General features: G+C 57.7%; 20 protein-coding genes. 7 read left to right on the forward strand and 13 right to left on the reverse strand.

All coding sequences use genetic code 11. The annotated features are described in order from the left end of the window. Positions 1–70: 70 nt before the first annotated feature. From Q0778_RS09405 to Q0778_RS09415, 3 genes are all read left to right on the forward strand, one after another. The gene (locus Q0778_RS09405; RefSeq protein ID WP_298335669.1) at positions 71–808 is read left to right on the forward strand and encodes an EI24 domain-containing protein; all 738 of its coding nucleotides are present in this window, start codon (positions 71–73) and stop codon (positions 806–808) included. 163 nt (positions 809–971) lie between these two features. Then, complete coding sequence (locus Q0778_RS09410; protein WP_298306627.1) at positions 972–1,202, forward strand: hypothetical protein; 231 nt, start codon at positions 972–974, stop codon at positions 1,200–1,202. Positions 1,203–1,272: 70 nt separating this feature from the next. Then, on the forward strand, positions 1,273–2,247 hold the full coding sequence (locus Q0778_RS09415) for a hypothetical protein (protein WP_298306624.1): 975 nt from the start codon (positions 1,273–1,275) through the stop codon (positions 2,245–2,247). Between the two features lie 46 nt (positions 2,248–2,293). Here the strand turns inward: Q0778_RS09415 and Q0778_RS09420 are convergent, their stop codons facing one another. The 12 genes from Q0778_RS09420 to Q0778_RS09475 all read right to left on the reverse strand — a co-directional run bounded on the left by Q0778_RS09420 (position 2,294) and on the right by Q0778_RS09475 (position 11,322). Beyond that, complete coding sequence (locus Q0778_RS09420) at positions 2,294–2,650, reverse strand: iron-sulfur cluster assembly accessory protein (protein ID WP_298306621.1); 357 nt, start codon at positions 2,648–2,650, stop codon at positions 2,294–2,296. Continuing rightward, positions 2,650–3,111 (reverse strand): SUF system Fe-S cluster assembly protein, encoded by a 462-nt coding sequence (locus tag Q0778_RS09425; protein ID WP_298306618.1) that lies wholly within the window; start codon positions 3,109–3,111, stop codon positions 2,650–2,652. The genes Q0778_RS09420 and Q0778_RS09425 overlap by 1 nt, the downstream gene beginning before the upstream one ends. Before the next feature lie 6 nt (positions 3,112–3,117). After that, positions 3,118–4,344, reverse strand: a complete 1,227-nt coding sequence (locus Q0778_RS09430) for a cysteine desulfurase (RefSeq protein WP_298335672.1) — start codon at positions 4,342–4,344, stop codon at positions 3,118–3,120. Beyond that, the gene (locus Q0778_RS09435) at positions 4,341–5,099 is read right to left on the reverse strand and encodes a SufD family Fe-S cluster assembly protein (RefSeq protein ID WP_298335674.1); all 759 of its coding nucleotides are present in this window, start codon (positions 5,097–5,099) and stop codon (positions 4,341–4,343) included. Before Q0778_RS09435 ends, Q0778_RS09430 begins: the two co-directional genes overlap by 4 nt. Continuing rightward, positions 5,096–5,401, reverse strand: coding sequence for a hypothetical protein (locus tag Q0778_RS09440; protein WP_298306610.1), 306 nt, complete (start codon positions 5,399–5,401; stop codon positions 5,096–5,098). Before Q0778_RS09440 ends, Q0778_RS09435 begins: the two co-directional genes overlap by 4 nt. After that, complete coding sequence (gene sufC, locus Q0778_RS09445) at positions 5,398–6,162, reverse strand: Fe-S cluster assembly ATPase SufC (RefSeq protein WP_298335677.1); 765 nt, start codon at positions 6,160–6,162, stop codon at positions 5,398–5,400. Before sufC ends, Q0778_RS09440 begins: the two co-directional genes overlap by 4 nt. Positions 6,163–6,300: 138 nt before the next feature. Continuing rightward, entirely contained in the window at positions 6,301–6,861 is a 561-nt protein-coding gene (locus tag Q0778_RS09450) for a DUF559 domain-containing protein (protein ID WP_298335679.1), read from the reverse strand. Between the two features lies 1 nt (position 6,862). Beyond that, on the reverse strand, positions 6,863–7,129 hold the full coding sequence (locus Q0778_RS09455; RefSeq protein WP_298335681.1) for a hypothetical protein: 267 nt from the start codon (positions 7,127–7,129) through the stop codon (positions 6,863–6,865). Beyond that, positions 7,129–8,634 carry a Fe-S cluster assembly protein SufB gene (sufB, locus tag Q0778_RS09460; protein WP_298335684.1) on the reverse strand — a complete coding sequence of 502 codons (1,506 nt, stop codon included), beginning with the start codon at positions 8,632–8,634 and terminating at the stop codon, positions 7,129–7,131. Before sufB ends, Q0778_RS09455 begins: the two co-directional genes overlap by 1 nt. Then, positions 8,631–9,065 (reverse strand): SUF system Fe-S cluster assembly regulator, encoded by a 435-nt coding sequence (locus tag Q0778_RS09465; protein WP_298306596.1) that lies wholly within the window; start codon positions 9,063–9,065, stop codon positions 8,631–8,633. The genes sufB and Q0778_RS09465 overlap by 4 nt, the downstream gene beginning before the upstream one ends. Positions 9,066–9,211: 146 nt before the next feature. Next, positions 9,212–10,252: a helix-turn-helix domain-containing protein gene (locus tag Q0778_RS09470; RefSeq protein WP_298335687.1), complete on the reverse strand. Its 1,041-nt coding sequence runs from the start codon at positions 10,250–10,252 to the stop codon at positions 9,212–9,214. Positions 10,253–10,395: 143 nt separating this feature from the next. After that, positions 10,396–11,322 carry a helix-turn-helix domain-containing protein gene (locus Q0778_RS09475; protein WP_298306589.1) on the reverse strand — a complete coding sequence of 309 codons (927 nt, stop codon included), beginning with the start codon at positions 11,320–11,322 and terminating at the stop codon, positions 10,396–10,398. Between the two features lie 294 nt (positions 11,323–11,616). Here Q0778_RS09475 and Q0778_RS09480 point away from each other — a divergent pair, with 294 nt between their 5' ends. The 4 genes from Q0778_RS09480 to Q0778_RS09495 all read left to right on the forward strand — a co-directional run bounded on the left by Q0778_RS09480 (position 11,617) and on the right by Q0778_RS09495 (position 16,825). Continuing rightward, on the forward strand, positions 11,617–12,684 hold the full coding sequence (locus Q0778_RS09480; protein ID WP_298306586.1) for a quinone-dependent dihydroorotate dehydrogenase: 1,068 nt from the start codon (positions 11,617–11,619) through the stop codon (positions 12,682–12,684). Between the two features lie 11 nt (positions 12,685–12,695). Beyond that, positions 12,696–14,453 (forward strand): gamma-glutamyltransferase, encoded by a 1,758-nt coding sequence (gene ggt / locus Q0778_RS09485; RefSeq protein WP_298335689.1) that lies wholly within the window; start codon positions 12,696–12,698, stop codon positions 14,451–14,453. A 143-nt stretch (positions 14,454–14,596) separates the two neighbouring features. Next, positions 14,597–16,426: a long-chain fatty acid--CoA ligase gene (locus Q0778_RS09490; RefSeq protein ID WP_298336150.1), complete on the forward strand. Its 1,830-nt coding sequence runs from the start codon at positions 14,597–14,599 to the stop codon at positions 16,424–16,426. A 24-nt stretch (positions 16,427–16,450) separates the two neighbouring features. Further along, positions 16,451–16,825 (forward strand): hypothetical protein, encoded by a 375-nt coding sequence (locus Q0778_RS09495; RefSeq protein ID WP_298335691.1) that lies wholly within the window; start codon positions 16,451–16,453, stop codon positions 16,823–16,825. A gap of 18 nt (positions 16,826–16,843) precedes the next feature. On the opposite strand, the gene Q0778_RS09500 is transcribed toward Q0778_RS09495, so the two are convergent. After that, positions 16,844–16,978 carry a hypothetical protein gene (locus tag Q0778_RS09500; protein ID WP_366519535.1) on the reverse strand — a complete coding sequence of 45 codons (135 nt, stop codon included), beginning with the start codon at positions 16,976–16,978 and terminating at the stop codon, positions 16,844–16,846. Between the last annotated feature and the right edge of the window lie 62 nt (positions 16,979–17,040).

Consider the following 17,040-nt stretch of genomic DNA (forward strand, 5'->3'; position numbering starts at 1 on the left):
CGGGAATAGGTTTCGAGCGCGCCTAGCGGCAAGCGGGGCTGAGGCCAAGTGGAAAGGAGTATTGCGCGGTTTGACTCAGATTGCCCAAGCCCGCACAGCGTGGGCCATGAATGCAGTGCTATCAGCTCTGGTGAGTGGATTTGGCCAACTCACTGACCGCGCGGTGGTCAGACTACTGGCCAAGACGGCCGCGCTCACGCTGCTCGTGTTCGTCCTGTTTGGGGCGGGACTGTACTATGGTGTCTCGACAGCCATTGAAGCGTACGGCTTTGAGGGCGGCGGCTGGGCTGGAGCGGCATTGGCGGTCGTGATTGCCGGTCTCGCCTTCTGGTTCCTGTTTCGGGTGGTGGCGCTCGCGGTCTTGCAGTTCTTTGCTGATGAGATCATCATCGCAGTAGAACAACAACACTATCCCGATGCCGCGTTGCAAGCGCGAAAATTGCCCTTTCGCCGTGATCTTGCGAACAGCGTGCGAGGCGTTGGAAGGGCGTTGCTATTCAACGCATTGGCGCTTCCTGTGGCCCTGGTTCTGGTGTTCACGGCGATCGGCCCTGCCGTCGTTTTCCTACTCGTGAACGCGGTGCTATTGGGGCGCGAACTAACCGATATGGCGTGGCTTCGCCATTGCGGAGAGCCCGCGGAAACCAATCCTGTGCCTTCGTTTCAGCGCGTATTGCTCGGCGGGGTCATTGCCGCGATTATGGTGGTGCCAATTGCCAACTTCTTCGCGCCAATCTTGGGGGCAGCGGCAGGCACTCATCTGACGCATCGCGCCCTCGCAAATGGAAGGAGCGAAGATGAAGTCTAAGCACCTGACCCTCCTCAGCATAAGCTCAGCATGCCTCGCGGCCTGCTCGCCAAGCCTTAGATCACCACCGGTATCAGCGAGCGCCGCTCCGGCTGCTTCGAGTGTCCCTGCTCCACAGATTCAACGGGGGGAAGGGCTCGAAAGCGTGATTGGCGAAAGTACGATGTCGTTAACCAGACGCTTTGGCCGAGCCCGGATTGATCTTTCGGAAGGCGATGCGCGTAAACTCCAGTTCATCTCCCAAAACTGCGTCCTTGATATCTTTTTCTACCCGCTTGAGCGAGGTTCAACGCCGGTAGCGACGCACGTTGAGGCGCGCCAGAGAAAAGGTGGCGGGGATGCGGATCGGGCAGGATGTATCGAAGAGGTCGAGCGGTCTGTCGCAGGCGGATAAGCTCGCTGGTAACGCGGCCTTAAGCACATTGTGTCATGCAAGAGCCCGTATCAAAGGGGTTTATACCAAGATGACCACGCATTTTACTGAGCTTGCAAAAGCCGCTGCCGCAGACGGAACCGTCGATCCGCAGGAAGTTCTTGCTCTTCGCCGTCAAGGATGGGGCGATGGGGTGATCCATCAGGATGAAGCAGAGGCCCTGTTCGCATTGAACGATGCGCTGGATCAGCGCGACTCCGAATGGTGCGATTTCTTCGTCGAAGCTATAGGCGAGTATGTGCTAAACGGCACCCCACCCCGCTTGCAATGCGACGATGCAGAAGCGCGCTGGCTGATCGCTCAGATCGATCATGACGGCGTTGTGGACAGCGTGGTTGAGCTCGAAACGATCGTGCGAATCATCGAGCGGGCGGAAAACGTGCCGACGCTTCTCAAAGACTATGTGGTCAAACAGATTGAGCAGGAAGTTCTCACTGGCACTGGCCCCACACGCTGTGGCGGCGAACTGTCAGACACGCATATTACCGGTACAGAAGCCAAGATCCTTCGACGGGTGATCTTTGCAAGCGGGGGCTGTGGTCCTGCTGCTGTAAGCAGGTTTGAAGCTGAGATGTTGTTCCGCCTGAAAGATGCGACGCTGGCCTCTGCAAATTCTCCGGAATGGGAGCAATTGTTCCTTGATGGTGTCGAGAATTATCTCAAAGGCTTCACCGTGGCCAATGCCCAGCTTGATCATGATCGCAGGCTTGAGCTGCAGCGTTTCGTTGCGGACAATGAGCCCAATGTCGGCCGATTCATGAGCCGGATGGTTCGCGAAGCACCCAATGTGTCTCAAAACTTTGCAAACGCAATGGGCGTTGTCTTCGGCAAGCGTAAAGACGGCGCAGTGTCAGAGCACGCTGGCGAAAAAATTGTCGCGGCTTCAATCGAAGGCGCAAAAGTCACGCAGGCAGAGAAAGACTGGGTGAACACGATGGTCGAGGCCGACGGCGAGCTTGACGATCTGGAGCGTCGGTTGATCGCGCGGATTGCTGCGGCCGGGTGAATGGTCGCTGGTAATGGAGCGCACTCTCCCGGGCGCGGCACCCGGACTAGACCATAAAGCTCTCGCCGCAGCCGCAGGCGCCTTTGGCGTTGGGATTCTCGAATGTGAAGCCCGCAGTGAAATCGTCCTCAACCCAATCCATGGTTGAGCCAACCAGATAAAGCACGCTTGCGCCATCAATGTAGAATGTGCCGCCCGGCGTTTCGATTTTCTCGTCGAACTTGGCCTCTTCGTCCACATAGTCGACAGAGTAAGCAAGCCCAGAACACCCACGTCGCGGGGTTGAAAGCTTAACTCCGATCGCATCTTCTGGGGCTTGGCTCATAAGATGCGCGATGCGGTCTTCCGCCCCCTTGGTGAGGATCACGGCCGCTGGCATTTTGCGTGTCTTCGTATCAGCCATCACAACATCCCCAATTCAAGCCGCGCCTCGTCGGACATTTTCTCTGGACTCCATGGCGGATCCCATACCAAATCTACCTCCGCATCACGAATGCCGGGCACAGATGCCGCGCGCAGTTCAACTTCGCCGGGCATAGTCTCAGCAACCGGGCAATGCGGCGTGGTCAGAGTCATAGTGATCGTCGCATCGCACTCGTCATCCACGTCAACACCGTAGATCAGTCCAAGATCATAGATATTGACGGGGATTTCCGGGTCGTAAATCTCTTTCAGCGCGTCGACCACGGCTTGCTGCAAGTCACCGCCCGGCCCGCCAGCACTATCACTTGCTGGCTTCTGGTGCAGAAACCCCTCAAGATAATCGCGCTCACGCGGCGCCTCAGTTGACACCGCATCAGGGTCGATAGCGTCTTCTACCCGAGCGCGTGGCGGCTTTGTGGATGCGTCGTTTGGCGTGGTCATAATGTCCTAACCTTTTCCAAAAATACGGCGGGTGCGGGCGATGCCTTCGAGAAGCGCTGTGATGTCCTCATCGGTCGAGTAGAGCCCGAAACTGGCGCGGGCTGTGGCTGGCACGCCGAGATAGTCCATCAATGGCTGTGCGCAATGGTGCCCTGCGCGAATGGCGATATTCGCCTCATCCAAAATGGTGCCGAGGTCATGCGGGTGGATATCATCGATAGTGAAGCTAACGATGCCGGCGCTGTCAGCCGGGCCATAGACAGTCACATCGTTCATTGCGGTCAGTTCGCGGCGTAGACGTACCACCAAATTGCTCTCGGCCTCATGCATCGTCACAAGGCCGACCTCCCGAACGTAGTCCGCAGCAGCTGCGAAAGCGATGGCTTCGGTGATGGCCGGTGTTCCTGCCTCAAAGCGCTGGGGCCCGTGTCCGTAGGTGGTCTTTTCAAACGTTACGCGGTCGATCATCGCCCCGCCGCCTTCCCAAGCCGGCATATCGAGGAGAATTTCGGAACGGGCCCACAAGGCTCCGATGCCGGTGGGGCCATAGAGTTTGTGGGCAGAAAAGACGTAAAAGTCACAACCGAGCGCAGCCACGTCCACCGGCATATGCGGGACCGCCTGACAGCCATCAAGCAAGAGCTTCGCGCCAACTTTGTGTGCCATCGCCGCTGCGCGTGACGCATTCAGCACGCCGCCTAACACATTGGAAACATGAGCGAACGCAACAATCCTATGCTGCTGCGTCAGCATCGCCTCTGCCGCATCAAGATCGATCTGGTGATCGTCAGTTAGCGGCACAACGTCGATGCTCGCGCCCACTTCCTCGGCCAGCATTTGCCAAGGCACGATGTTTGAATGGTGCTCTAGCTGTGACAGCAGAATGCGGTCGCCCGCTTTGAGGTTCGCACGGCCCCAAGTTTTCGCCACCAGATTGATGGCTTCGGTCGCGCCGCGCGTAAAGACAATCTCATCTTCTCGGCCGCCGATAAAGGTCGCGATCCGCCGCCTCGCCGATTCGTATGCCAACGTCATATCCGCTGACCGAGAATACACGCCGCGATGGACTGTTGCGTAGTCTTCTCCCAATGCGCGGGTCATCGCCTCGATCACTTGGCGCGGCTTTTGCGCAGTTGCAGCTGTGTCGAGATAATGCCACGGATCACCATCCTTGGTCACAAGGCCAGGAAAGTCAGCACGCACATCGCGGTCAGGGAAGGTGGGCGCGTTCACAGCTTAGCGCTCTCCAGCGCCGACAAAGCAACATTGAGTAGTCTCTCTCGTTCCACCTCGTCGTCCAATCCTACAAAGGCATCGCCAATAAATGCCTGCACTAAAAGGCGCTGTGCCAATTCAGGTGAGAGGCCGCGCGCGGCCATATAGAAACGAGCGGCTTCGTCGAGCTGACCCACGGTCGCACCGTGCGCGCATTTCACATCATCGGCGAAAATCTCAAGCTGCGGAACAGCATTGGCGCTCGCGCCCGCTTCGAGCAGCAAGCCTTTGAAATCTTGTGCTGCATCGGTCTTTTGTGCATCGCGTGCAACCTTGATCTCGCCAAGGAAATTGCCCGTTGCCTGCCCCCAGTGAACACTGCGCACCGTCTGATTGCTGGTCGCGTCAGCCTCACCATGGACAGTGGTTGTGACGAATTCGCGCACGGCATCGCCACCGCCAATGGTAACGCCGCCAAACTCAAAGTGTGCGCCCTTGCCCAGCCGTACTTCGATTTCGAGGCGGGTGTAGTCATCGCCAGCACTGGTCGCGAAGACTTCACCAGTTGCGCCGTCACCCACGATTAGGCGAATACGCGTGACGTCAGGAACCTCTCCGCCAACGATCAGGCAAATGCGCTTGGTTTCTCCAACAGCGACGGTGATGTCCTGCCGCTCGGCAATGCCAGCCGTGCCAAGCTTTGCGATCGCCCCCAGGTCGGCATAGCGCCATGCTTCGTCCCGGCGGGTGGGCAGTGTTGCGGTGTCGCTCATTTCGAATCTCGATTCATCGCGCGCTCAACTTCTCTGACAAGCCGCGCACGGCTATCGCTAATGCACTCGCGAACTTCCTCTTCATTGCTCGCGCCTTTGCGCACGCATTTGGTCACCGCCCGGCAGAACCGATCATCAAGCCTTGGTCGACCAGTTGAGCGATTGAGCGAGCAATGCCATTTCCCTTCGCTGTCTTGGCCAACCGATGCTTGCATTGAGCGCAGGTTTCCAAGCACAACGATCTCAGGCACCTCCTCTACTGGAGCTGCCTGAAGGGCGAGCAAGAGAGACGCGATAATCATGCTGCAACTTCAGCCATGACAGCGTCATAGCCTTCGTCCTCGAGGCGTAGGGCTAGGTCTGGCCCGCCGGTTTGGACAATGCGACCATCGGCAAGCACGCTTACCCGGTCAGGTTTTACGACGTCGAGTAGGCGTTGATAGTGGGTGATGAGCAGCACGCCTTTGCCGCTATCGCGCATAATCGAATTGATGCCCTCGCCCACGATGCGCAGCGCGTCGATGTCGAGGCCTGAATCGGTCTCATCCAGCACGGCAAATTTGGGATCGAGAATGCCCATCTGGACCATTTCGGCGCGCTTTTTCTCGCCGCCGGAAAAGCCGACATTCACCTGCCGCTTGAGCATTTCCATGTCCATTTTGAGCAGGCCAGCCTTCTCTTTGGCAAGTTTCAGGAACTCCCCGCCAGAAAGCGCTTCTTCCCCGCGATATTTGCGCTGAGCGTTCAAGGCCTCGCGCAGGAATTGGACGTTGGAGACGCCGGGGATTTCAACCGGATATTGAAAGCCAAGGAACAGGCCGGTGGCCGCACGCTCATGCGGGTCGAGGTCGAACAGGTCTTCGCCCATAAATTCGACCGAGCCGCTGGTCACGTCATAGCCGGGCTTCCCTCCAAGGACATTGGCAAGCGTCGATTTGCCCGCGCCATTGGGGCCCATGATCGCGTGGACTTCGCCTGCCGCGACTTCGAGGGAAAGGCCCTTGAGGATCGGCTTGGGATTGTCTTCGCCAACGGTGGCGTGAAGGTCGGTGATTTTAAGCATTTGCGTTGTTTCCATGGCATTTTTCGTCATTGCGACCCCGGGCTTGATCCGGGGGAAGCAATCCAGGGCGGGGTGCGGTGCGGCTCTGGATTGCCGCGTCGCCTTCGGCTCCTCGCAATGACGGGAGGGGGAGGTCGGTCATCGGCGGCCACCATCGTCGCGGCCATATCCGCCGCGCTCATCCGAACGGTTATCCCGCCGATCAGGCCGCGAATAGTCTTGGTTGGGATTGGCCTCGCGGTGGGCGCGGGCTGCGTCTTTCCGGTCGCCAATGCGGATGCGCATTCCGGCGGTGATGCGTTGGAGCACGGCGTCCATATCGTCGAGGATATCGGTCGCCTTGATCCGCATTACGCGGATGCCAACGCTCTCAAGACTTTTGTCGCGGCGTTTGGCCAGCGTTTCGTCCTGATCCTCTTCGTCGATCATGATCGCCATGCCGAGATTGTGGCAGTTGAAGTCGACAATGGCCGAGCCAACAACGGCAAAGCGCTTGAAGGTGTAGCGGCCAAGGTCGGCGTCAGCGAACTTCTTGGCGAGCGCCTTGTTCGCAGGCGAGGCAAAGCGCCGCATTTCGCGCGCGCGGTCGTGGAGCGCATCGAGACGCTTATCCGAGATCTTCCAGCCCCGACCCTTCTTGGGCAGCTCGGGGGCTTCACCGGATGTGTCTTTGATACCAAGGGTTTTGCGGTCAGTCATTCTATTCTTCTTCAACAATCGGTCGCCCTCGGACGAGCCGCTTGATCGTATGCATCAGGAGCGCGCCGACCATAATGATGCCGTAAGTCCCGCCTGCGAGGATCGCTGCACCCCATGCTATCGCGAATCCGGAACTGCTTTTTTCCACGCCGAACAACATGACGATCGTAGCTGCCAACATAAGAAACACAACGGACCACAGCATCCCGCCGAACACCCAAGCACGCCAAAGGCGCGTTCGCGCAGCCTTGATGCGCTCAGCTTCCATCACCCGACACTCCCCTCAAGCGAGATCGCCAGCAGCTTCTGCGCTTCCACGGCAAACTCCATCGGCAGCTCTTTGAGCACATCCTTGGCAAAGCCGTTGACGATCAGCGCCACCGCTTCCTCTTCGTCGAGGCCGCGTTGCATGGCGTAGAAGAGCTGCTCGTCGGAGATTTTAGAAGTCGTCGCCTCGTGCTCGATCTGAGCGCCGGGGTTCTTCACCTCGATATAGGGCACGGTGTGCGCGCCGCATTCATCGCCGAGCAGCAGACTGTCGCACTGAGTGAAATTGCGCACCCCTTCCGCCTTTGGCCCCACACGGACTAGGCCCCGGTACGTGTTGTTCGATTTGCCAGCGCTGATCCCCTTTGAGATAATGGTTGAGCGCGAGCCCTTGCCGTTGTGGATCATCTTGGTGCCGGTGTCGGCCTGCTGGTAATTGTTGGTGACCGCGACCGAGTAGAACTCGCCCACGCTGTCCTCGCCATTGAGGACGCACGACGGATACTTCCACGTCACCGCACTGCCGGTTTCAACCTGTGTCCAGCTGATCTTGGAGCGGTCGCCCTGGCAAAGGCCGCGCTTGGTCACGAAATTGTAGATCCCGCCCTTGCCCTCGGCATCGCCCGGATACCAGTTCTGGACGGTCGAATATTTGATTTCGGCATCTTCCATCGCGACCAATTCCACGACGGCTGCGTGGAGCTGGTTTTCATCGCGCATCGGAGCGGTGCAGCCTTCGAGATAGGAGACGTAAGCGCCCTTCTCTGCGATGATCAAAGTGCGCTCAAACTGCCCCGTATTCTCCGCATTGATGCGGAAATAGGTGGAGAGCTCCATCGGGCAACGCACGCCTTCGGGGATGTAGACAAAGGTGCCATCCGAAAAAACAGCTGCATTGAGGCAAGCAAAGTAATTGTCGCGCGTGGGCACAACGCGGCCCAGCCACTTTTTGACGAGTTCCGGGTATTCCTTGATCGCCTCAGAGATCGATCGGAAGATAACGCCAGCGCGCATCAACTCCTCGCGGAAGGAGGTCGCAACGGAGACAGAGTCGAACACCGCGTCCACAGCGACTTTCTTCGCGCCTTTGACCCCGGCGAGCACTTCTTGTTCGCCCAAAGGAATGCCAAGCTTGTCGTAAACGCGCTTAATCTCAGGATCGAGATCGTCGAGCGAATCGAGTTCAATCTTCTTTGTGGGCGCGGCGTAGTAATAGGCGTCTTGGTAGTCGATCTTGGGATAGCCGACCTTGGCCCAATCGGGCTCTTCCATTTCCTGCCACATGCGGAAGGCTTTGAGACGCCAATCGAGCATCCATTCCGGCTCACCCTTTTTGCCAGAGATAAAGCGCACCGTGTCTTCGGTAAGGCCCTTCTCGGCAAATTCGGTCTCAATATCCGAAGACCAGCCATGTTCGTACTCAGTCACAGCGGCGGCTGCGTCCTTCGCATCCTGGTCAATTTCAGGCCGGTCCAATTGGATGTCTTGATCGACGTTATCGGTCATGCCGTAAGCTCTTTTTGTGGGATCGTTTGAGAGGGGTCTGCACGAAGATCGTCCAGAGTAATTTCTGCGAGCGCACCGCGCAGCTTGGCGTTGATCATCGGCCAATGCGGCTTCATGTTGCAGCCCGCTTCGTAGTCGCAATCGCCGTTGTCGAGACAAGCGGTGAGAGCAATCGGCCCCTCCACCGCTTCGACAATATCAGCCACCGTGATCGCAGCCGCCGGGCGACCCAATTGCAGGCCTCCGCCCGCTCCGCGTACGGAACGCAGGAGGCTGGCCGCTGTCAGCTTGGACACCAATCGTTGAACCGTAGGAACGGGCAGCCCAGTCTCATTCGCGAGCTCAGCCGCGCTCACCCGGCCATCCCCACAATGGGTGGCCGCCTGAACCATCGTGATAATGGCATAATCGGTGAGATTGGAGAGGCGCATGAGAGAGGAGTAGCCCGCTTGTTGCGAATGGTTCTTAAATCGGAGTAAATCAGTCGTATTTCAAATACGCGCAGATCGCTCTGATTTCAAGCACAAGTGCTATCCCGAACGTAACAAAGGCACAGTGCGCCCAGGATTCAGAAGACTCATAGCGGCGGACCGTCCGGCTTCTGTCCATTGTCGAGTCCTCGATATGGCCGAAATCGATCTAAATTTTGCATGTTGGTTAGCCGGACAAACAAAGGATCTTGAGATCCCCCCAGCCGCGAAGGTGTGTATCCGCAGAACCGGCGGATCTCGCGGATCATATGGGGCTGATCTGTAAAGGCCATTGCAATTTCAGATTCGCCTTCATCGGTCAAATCGGGTTGGGCCAGCAAGTTGGCGGCGCGAATCGCTCGAAATTTTCGGGCAAGGCCTCGTGGGGCAAACCCGAAGTACCTCTTCACCAATCGCTCGATTTGCCGGCGAGAATAAGGTTGTGTGCCGAACAACTCATCCACTTGCGGGTTGAGTGAAGAGCCAAGCCAAGCCAATACCTCCTCAATCACATCTTCATGTGTTGGCGGAATGGGGCTCAGGCGAGGGCGGATCCACTCGGCGACCTCAATACATGCTTGTTCGCTCGACACTTCTCCCGAACGACAGCGTCCGACCAGATCATCGGAGAAAAAATCAATGTCCTCACCCAAGAGCTCGCTTGCCGGAATGAAACGGTTTCGGCAATTGTCAACAGGAGCGTGAGTGAGTGAGGCCCACCCAAAGGGCGAAAGCGATGCACCAAGGCATCGCCATGGCCCATCGACGTGATAGGGTGCCGCCACATCGAAAGCATTGAAGAGAACAGGGCCGCCATCGACCCGGTCAACCCTATCTCCGAAGTATGCGTACGCTCGGCCTTGGATAGTGAAAAACAACTGGCCCAACGCCCCAGGGTGCCGGTCATCCCATGCTTCCTCGTAGTGCTGCAGGTCAAACAGCGCCAAAATATGGCGCTCCAAACCCGCAGGGGGATCGAAGTAAGTGAGGCTAAAGTGTTCGTTGCTTTTGTCGATCGGGCGAAGTTGGGACGATTCAGAGCGCAAAGTGCGACCCGCAGGCTGAATCGTCCCCAGTGCCCGAAGATCAGGCTCCGACAAGCCGCTCGTGTTGGGCTCGTTGTCGTTTGAATATGCGTATTTGGTCACTATGGCTTGTATCTGAACGACATCGACGGTTTAGCCATTGTATCCTAGCGACATTGACCCCGAGGGGTTTCCCCTTATGCGAAGAAAATGGCATGAAAGCTAAATCGCAGTTCCAGTGCGTCGTATGAAAGTCTTCGATGCGCTCAAAGATTGAGTTCGCGTAGGTTTTGCGGGGCGATCATCTCACTTAGGAATGGAGTGTCCGGATCGCGCAATCGCGCAGGAGTGCGGCCAACAAACAGATTGATCTCACGGATCATGTGAGACTGATCGAAAAAAGCTTCCGCCAACTGCGCTTCGAATTCTTCGGTCAGCATCGGGAAGGAAAGCAATGCAGCGGCGCGCAGAGCGCGATACTTGCGTGCTAAAGCTTGAGGCGGGAGGCCAAAGTACCTTTCAGTCAGGCGCTGAACCTGACGCTTGGAATAGGCCGCTGCCTCCATCAAATCTTCTAAGCTAGGGTTGAGCGATGCACCCAGCCATGTGTTCACGACCTTGATAAGCTCGGCATGGCGGGGATTGATCGCTTTGACACGGACACCGACGAACTCGCCCATCGCGAGTGCGCATGCCCGCCCACTCATCGTACCCGCACGGTATTCGGTATTGAGCTTTTCGCCAAGTTGCGCGGCTTCTCCGCCAAGTACCTCACTTGCCTCTTTCATTTGATCGCGATTGTCGCCTGCGTGAAGTCCGGTCAACGCCGCCCAACCAAGCGGGGTGAGTGCGGCTCCCACACAGTGCATAGGCCCTGCGACATGGATCGGATGCGACGTGGACAGGGGAGTCATCACTACCGTCTCATGGTTGGGAACCTGCCTGCCATCCCTAAAGTGCATTTCACCTTTTCCATGAGGAAAGATCGCGAAATGACCAACCGAGGCAGGCTGAATATCGCAAATCTCGGGCTCATCGCAGCGGAAGTGGTACAGTGTAGTGACATAGTCGCTAATGGCGGCCTGAGGCGCGATGTAGTCGACCTGGATGAGATCGCTGGCGGTCAGCTCAAGCTTGGCATCTTCGGACTCGGTTTCCGAAAGACCGGGAAATCCGTCTAAACCCTCAACCATTCGCGCCCCTGTCTTTCGTCGCGCCGACGCTAACAGACGGAATCGACAAAAAAAGGGCGGCCGTCAATTGAGGACAGCCGCCCATATGAGTTGAGGAACTCTTTGCATCGCTGCTTGGAGCCCTTCGGGTCGCGGTGTCTTATTAGCCGCGGTGCACACAGAATAATTGTATTGAAGCGACAAGCTTCGGAACCGGCGATTTTTTAGCTTTTACCGAAGCTTGCTAGGCTCCTAGAAAAGCACAAATCGCTTTCTGCTCGACACAAGGTTGGTTTTGAGGCTTAGCGATTGACGATGCTTAGCCAATTCAAACTGTTTGATCTTGCTCGCCCGGCCATTTTCGCGCTCGATTCGGAGACAGGTCACAAACTTGCGATCAAAGCTCTCAAAGCGATCCCGATTGGCACGTCGCTCTCGCGACGATCTGAATCCTCTGGGCTCGGCGTGACAGTTGCCGGGCTTGATTTTCCCAATCCTGTGGGAGTTGCTGCAGGATTCGATAAGGATGCCGAGGTGCCAGATGCCCTGCTAGCGCTCGGATTTGGTTTTACAGAAGTGGGATCGATTACGCCGCGCCCACAAGCCGGCAATCCGAAGCCGCGCCTATTCCGACTGACCGAAGACCAAGCCGTCATCAACCGTATGGGATTTAACAATGCAGGGGCAGCAGCAGCGCTAGAGCGGCTTAAGGCTCGGCAGGCACGCGGAGGTATCGTTGGTATAAACATTGGCGCCAACAAGGACTCTGAAGATCGGATCGCAGACTACGCTGAGATGGCGCGGGTAATGACCCCATACGCCAGCTATCTTGCAGTCAATGTTTCAAGCCCAAATACGCCGGGCCTTCGGGCGCTTCAGGATGAAGGGGCGCTATCCGCCCTTATTGATGGCGTTATCGCCGCACGCGCCGAGGCTGGAGGCAAGGCAATGCCACCTATTTTCCTCAAGGTTGCTCCCGACCTCGAACCGCAGGATGTTGATGCCATCTCTCGGATTGCACTCGATAAGGGCCTCGGTGCTCTTATAGTTTCAAACACGACCATCTCTCGCGAAGGGCTCACCTCAAGATATGCGAGCGAAATGGGCGGCTTGTCGGGCAAGCCTTTGCGCATGCTCGCTCTTCAACGCTTGCGCGACTTCCGAAAGGCAACCGGAGGGGAGCTGCCCCTTATCGGCGTGGGGGGAATTGCCAATGCAGAGCACGCTTGGGAGCGCATCCGTGCCGGGGCCAGCCTCATCCAACTCTACTCCGCTATGGTCTACCATGGGCCCTCTCTAGGTGCCCAAATAGTTCAAGGCCTGCAAAGAATTATGGATCGCGAAGGAATTTCGAGCATTGCGGAGGCGGTAGGAAGCGAATAGCTACGCACTCCATGCTAAGATACGTCGCACTTCTCGCACCGTCCGCGCTGATACTCGCCGGATGCACAGCTGATTCCAGCCAGCTCAACAGCACCCCCGCCCCAGTTGAAGCACCAAGCTCTGGCGCAGTCAGCAGCGCTGATCCTCGCGCAACGGCGGCGGGGGAAGCAATCTTGGCGAAAGGTGGGTCGGCCACCGATGCCGCCATCGCAATCATGCTCGCCCTCACCGTGGTCGAACCGCAAAGCTCTGGCATTGGCGGGGGCGGCTTTATGGTTCGCGCAGGCGATGGTGATCTCGTTACCTTCGATGGTCGAGAAACAGCGCCTGCTGCAGCGACGACCACCCGCTTTCTGGACGAAGAGGGCAAGCGCCTTCCCTTCGAAACCCGCGTAATCTCAGGCCTTAGCGTCGGTGTTCCCGGCAATCTCGCGCTCGCTGCCAAAGCGCATGAGCGTTATGGCAAATTGCCATGGGCAGACTTGTTTGCACCCGCCATTGCCCTGGCGCGCGATGGCTTTGTGGTGAACCGCCGACTTCATGCCTCGCTCAGCGGGCGGCAAGACCGGGCCGGCAAAACAGCAGCTGCACGTGCGATCTTCTACGGAGCCAGTGGCGAAGCCCTACCCGTAGGCGCAACGGTCAAAGTGCCCGAGCTGGCCGACACTTTTGAGCGGCTAGCCAGCGAAGGTATTTCAGCCTTTTATGAGGCGAGCGCACAGGGATTTGCGGGCTATGTCGCCGGAGAGACCTCGCAAGATGGCGCCCTGACTGCCAGCGATGTGTCGAGCTATCGAGCGAAAGAGCGCGATCCCGTCTGCGTTAGCTACCGCAGTTATAACGTCTGCGGCATGGGGCCGCCATCTTCAGGCGGCGTAGCCGTTGGACAGATGCTGGGCCAGCTTGAGCGTTTCGATGTGGCAGCCATGGGTCCTGAAAGCCCGGAGTTTTGGCACCTCTTCCTCGATTCCCAGCGCCTCGCTTATGCCGATCGCGAACTCTACATTGGGGATGAGGACTTCGTCTCGGTTCCCGTCGCAGGGCTGGTTGATCCGGCGTATATCGCCAGCCGCGGCTCCTTGCTTGATCCCGGCAAAGCGCTTGCAGAAGTCACGCCCGGCACACCTCCGGGGGCTCCCCTCGCCCGCGCTGACGGCGATGAACCGATGGAGAACGGCACCACCCATTTTTCCGTGGTTGATGCTGAAGGCAATGCGGTAAGCTACACTTCCACGATTGAGGGCGCATGGGGCTCTGGCCTGCATTGGGGTGGCTTCTATCTTAACAATGAACTCACCGATTTCAGCACCAACCCCGAAATGGACGGCAAACCCGTTGCGAACCGTGTTGAGGGCGGGAAACGTCCGCGGTCGTCCATGGCACCAACGATCGTCTTCGATGACCAGGGTGAGGTTGTGTTGGTGATCGGAGCGGCAGGGGGCCCGACCATCCCGGTTCAAGTCGCTCGTTCGATCATTGGTGTGATCGATTTCGGCATGACCGCTGAGGAAGCGATCGCATTGCCACTCTTCATGTCTTTTGGCCCGGTTGCCTTCACCGAAGAGGGCAATGTGGTCGCCGATATGGTCGATGAGCTCAAAGCACTGGGTCACGAACAAATCCGGGTGATTGGACCTCGTGGCAAGACCAATGCTCTGCGCCGGATCGATGGCGGTTGGGAGGCGGCAGGAGACCCGCGTATTGCTCCCCTGCTCTCCTATGAGCCGGATCTCGAAGCCGATCAGGAAAATGCAGCCAACGCGCCTTGAGCGAGCGAAGCGCGGCTTGCCGCCCCGGCGATCATCGCTTAACTCACAGTCAGAGAGATCAAAAATAAGACCGCTTGCCCAGCTTTGAAATGGCGATTGGCGGGCGGATTGAGGAGCCCAAACCCGTGAATGCCCCTTATGCGATGCCTGCCGTCGATCCCAATGACGACCCTATCCTGCAGGACATTGACGCTGCGCAAAACTTGGTTGCGCTTTTCCTGAAGCGTGCCAATGCGAAGGGCGACAAGCCATTTTTGGGTCGAAAGGCGGGCGGCGAATGGACGACCCAAAGCTGGAACGAGGTCGCTGACACCGTGTGCTTGCTGGCAGAGGGCCTGCGACGGATTGGACTGAAGGATGGAGACCGGGTCGCTTTGGTTTCCGAAAACCGGCCCGAATGGTGCATCGCCGACATCGCGATCATGGCCGCCGGGTGCATTTCGGTCCCCACCTACATCACCAACACCGAACGCGACCATGCGCATATCCTCGACAATTCCGGTGCGCGCGCTGTGATTGTGTCAAATGAGAAGCTGCTGGGACCGCTCGTCGGGGCCATCGGACGCACTGGAATCGCAGATTTCGTGATCGGAATCGACGACCTCAAGCGCCAGCAGGCGAGCAGCTTTGAGTATCATAAGTGGGAGGACATGATCGCCGGAGACGCAGCTGCCGCGCGCGCCGCTGTTGATTCGCGGATCGCGGATATTGGCCGCAATGACACCGCCTGCCTTATCTACACCAGTGGCACGGGCGGGGCCCCACGCGGGGTGATGCAGCACCATGGCGCGATCCTGTGCAACATTTCTGGCGCGGCAGAGATCCTGCTGACTGACTTTGGAATCACCGAAGAGCGATTTTTGTCGTTCTTGCCACTGAGCCACGCCTATGAGCACTCCGCTGGGCAGTATCTGCCGATCGGGGTTGGGGCAGAGATCTACTATGCCGAAGGTCTGGAGAAGCTGGCCTCAAACATTGAAGAGACTCAGCCGACGATCATGGTGGTGGTCCCGCGCCTGTTCGAAGTTCTGCGCACGCGGATCATGAAGCAGGTCGAGAAACAGGGCCGCGTCGCCAACATGATGATGGAGGCCGCGCTCAAAATCAGCGGAAATTCTCGCGAGGGCAAGAAACGCCTGCGCGACCGTCCAATGGATTTGCTTGTTGAGAAGACGCTTCGCCCCAAAATCCGGGCGAAATTTGGCGGACGATTGAAGGCTATGGTGTCGGGCGGAGCGCCGCTTAACCCCGAAGTCGGCAATTTCTTTGAAGCCATGGGTCTCACCATGCTGCAAGGCTACGGTCAGACCGAAGCCGGGCCGATCATGAGCTGCAACCGGCCCAAAGTCGGGCTCAAGATGGACACGGTTGGCCCGCCGATGCGCGCAGTGGAGATCAAAATCGCCGAGGATGGCGAAATCCTGTGCGCGGGCGAACTCGTCATGCACGGCTATTGGCGCAATGATGCCGAGACCGCGCGCACCATCCAGGATGGCTGGCTGCACACAGGCGATATTGGTCTGATTGACGAGGCGGGCCGGATCAAGATCACCGACCGCAAGAAGGACATGATCGTCAACGATAAGGGCGATAATGTTGCCCCGCAAAAGGTGGAGGGCATGCTGACCCTGCAACCTGAAATTGCTCAGGCCATGGTAAGCGGCGACAACCGCCCCTATGTCGTCGGGCTAATCGTACCGGATGCCGAATGGGCATTAGAATGGGCAAGCGCCAATGACGAAAAGTTTGACCTTGCCGCCCTGCAAGACTTGCCCGCGTTCAAGAATGCGGTGCGCGCAGCAGTGGATCGGACGAACAAGGACCTCTCCGTAGTCGAAAAGGTCAAGAGCTTCGCCTTTGCCGATGAAGCCTTCACCATCGAGAACGAAGAAATGACCCCGAGCATGAAGATCCGGCGGCATAAGATACGGGATCGCTATCAAGAGCGGATCGATGGGATGTATCGGCGGTAGGATCCCGAATGCGAGCGTGGACAAATGGAACTGAGCGACCTCGCTAGTGACGACGGAGAACACCTAGTCCCGGCGACTTGGCGAAGCGTATTCGAAGATATCGTCCGGGCATTTTCCGCAGGCGATTTTCAACTAAAGGAGTCCACAATTGATTTTGTGGCACCCATAGACGAGGAAACGGCCAAGCACTTTGAATATTGCGTTGCTTCCTACGGTGACATCATTGTTGAGCTCGATCCCAAAGTCTGGGATCAATCAATTTATGCGCGCACTTTTGATGGATGGCAGTTCCTTATCGACCTGACCACAAGGAGCGAGCAAGTGAGCGACTTGGTCCTGCATGCCAAGTTTGACCAGGCGACCAGACTTCTAGAATTGCAATCAGTACATGTGCCCTGAACAAAGAGCAACACGGTCTCAAGCCGCCTCAACATCCTCTACATATTCCAGCAGGAAGCTCGGCTGACGCTCTGACCATGCAGGTGCTGTCGCGGCGGCTTCGCTCAAACTCTGCAACAGAACCTTGCGGTGATCCGGGCGGATGATCGGCATGGCCGCTGCTGCGCAGAGTATACTTGGCAGGTAGGGGCGGACTTCGACCCCAAGCAGCAGCT

Origin of the sequence: uncultured Erythrobacter sp. (assembly GCF_947502395.1) — a bacterium.
Taxonomy (GTDB): domain Bacteria; phylum Pseudomonadota; class Alphaproteobacteria; order Sphingomonadales; family Sphingomonadaceae; genus Erythrobacter.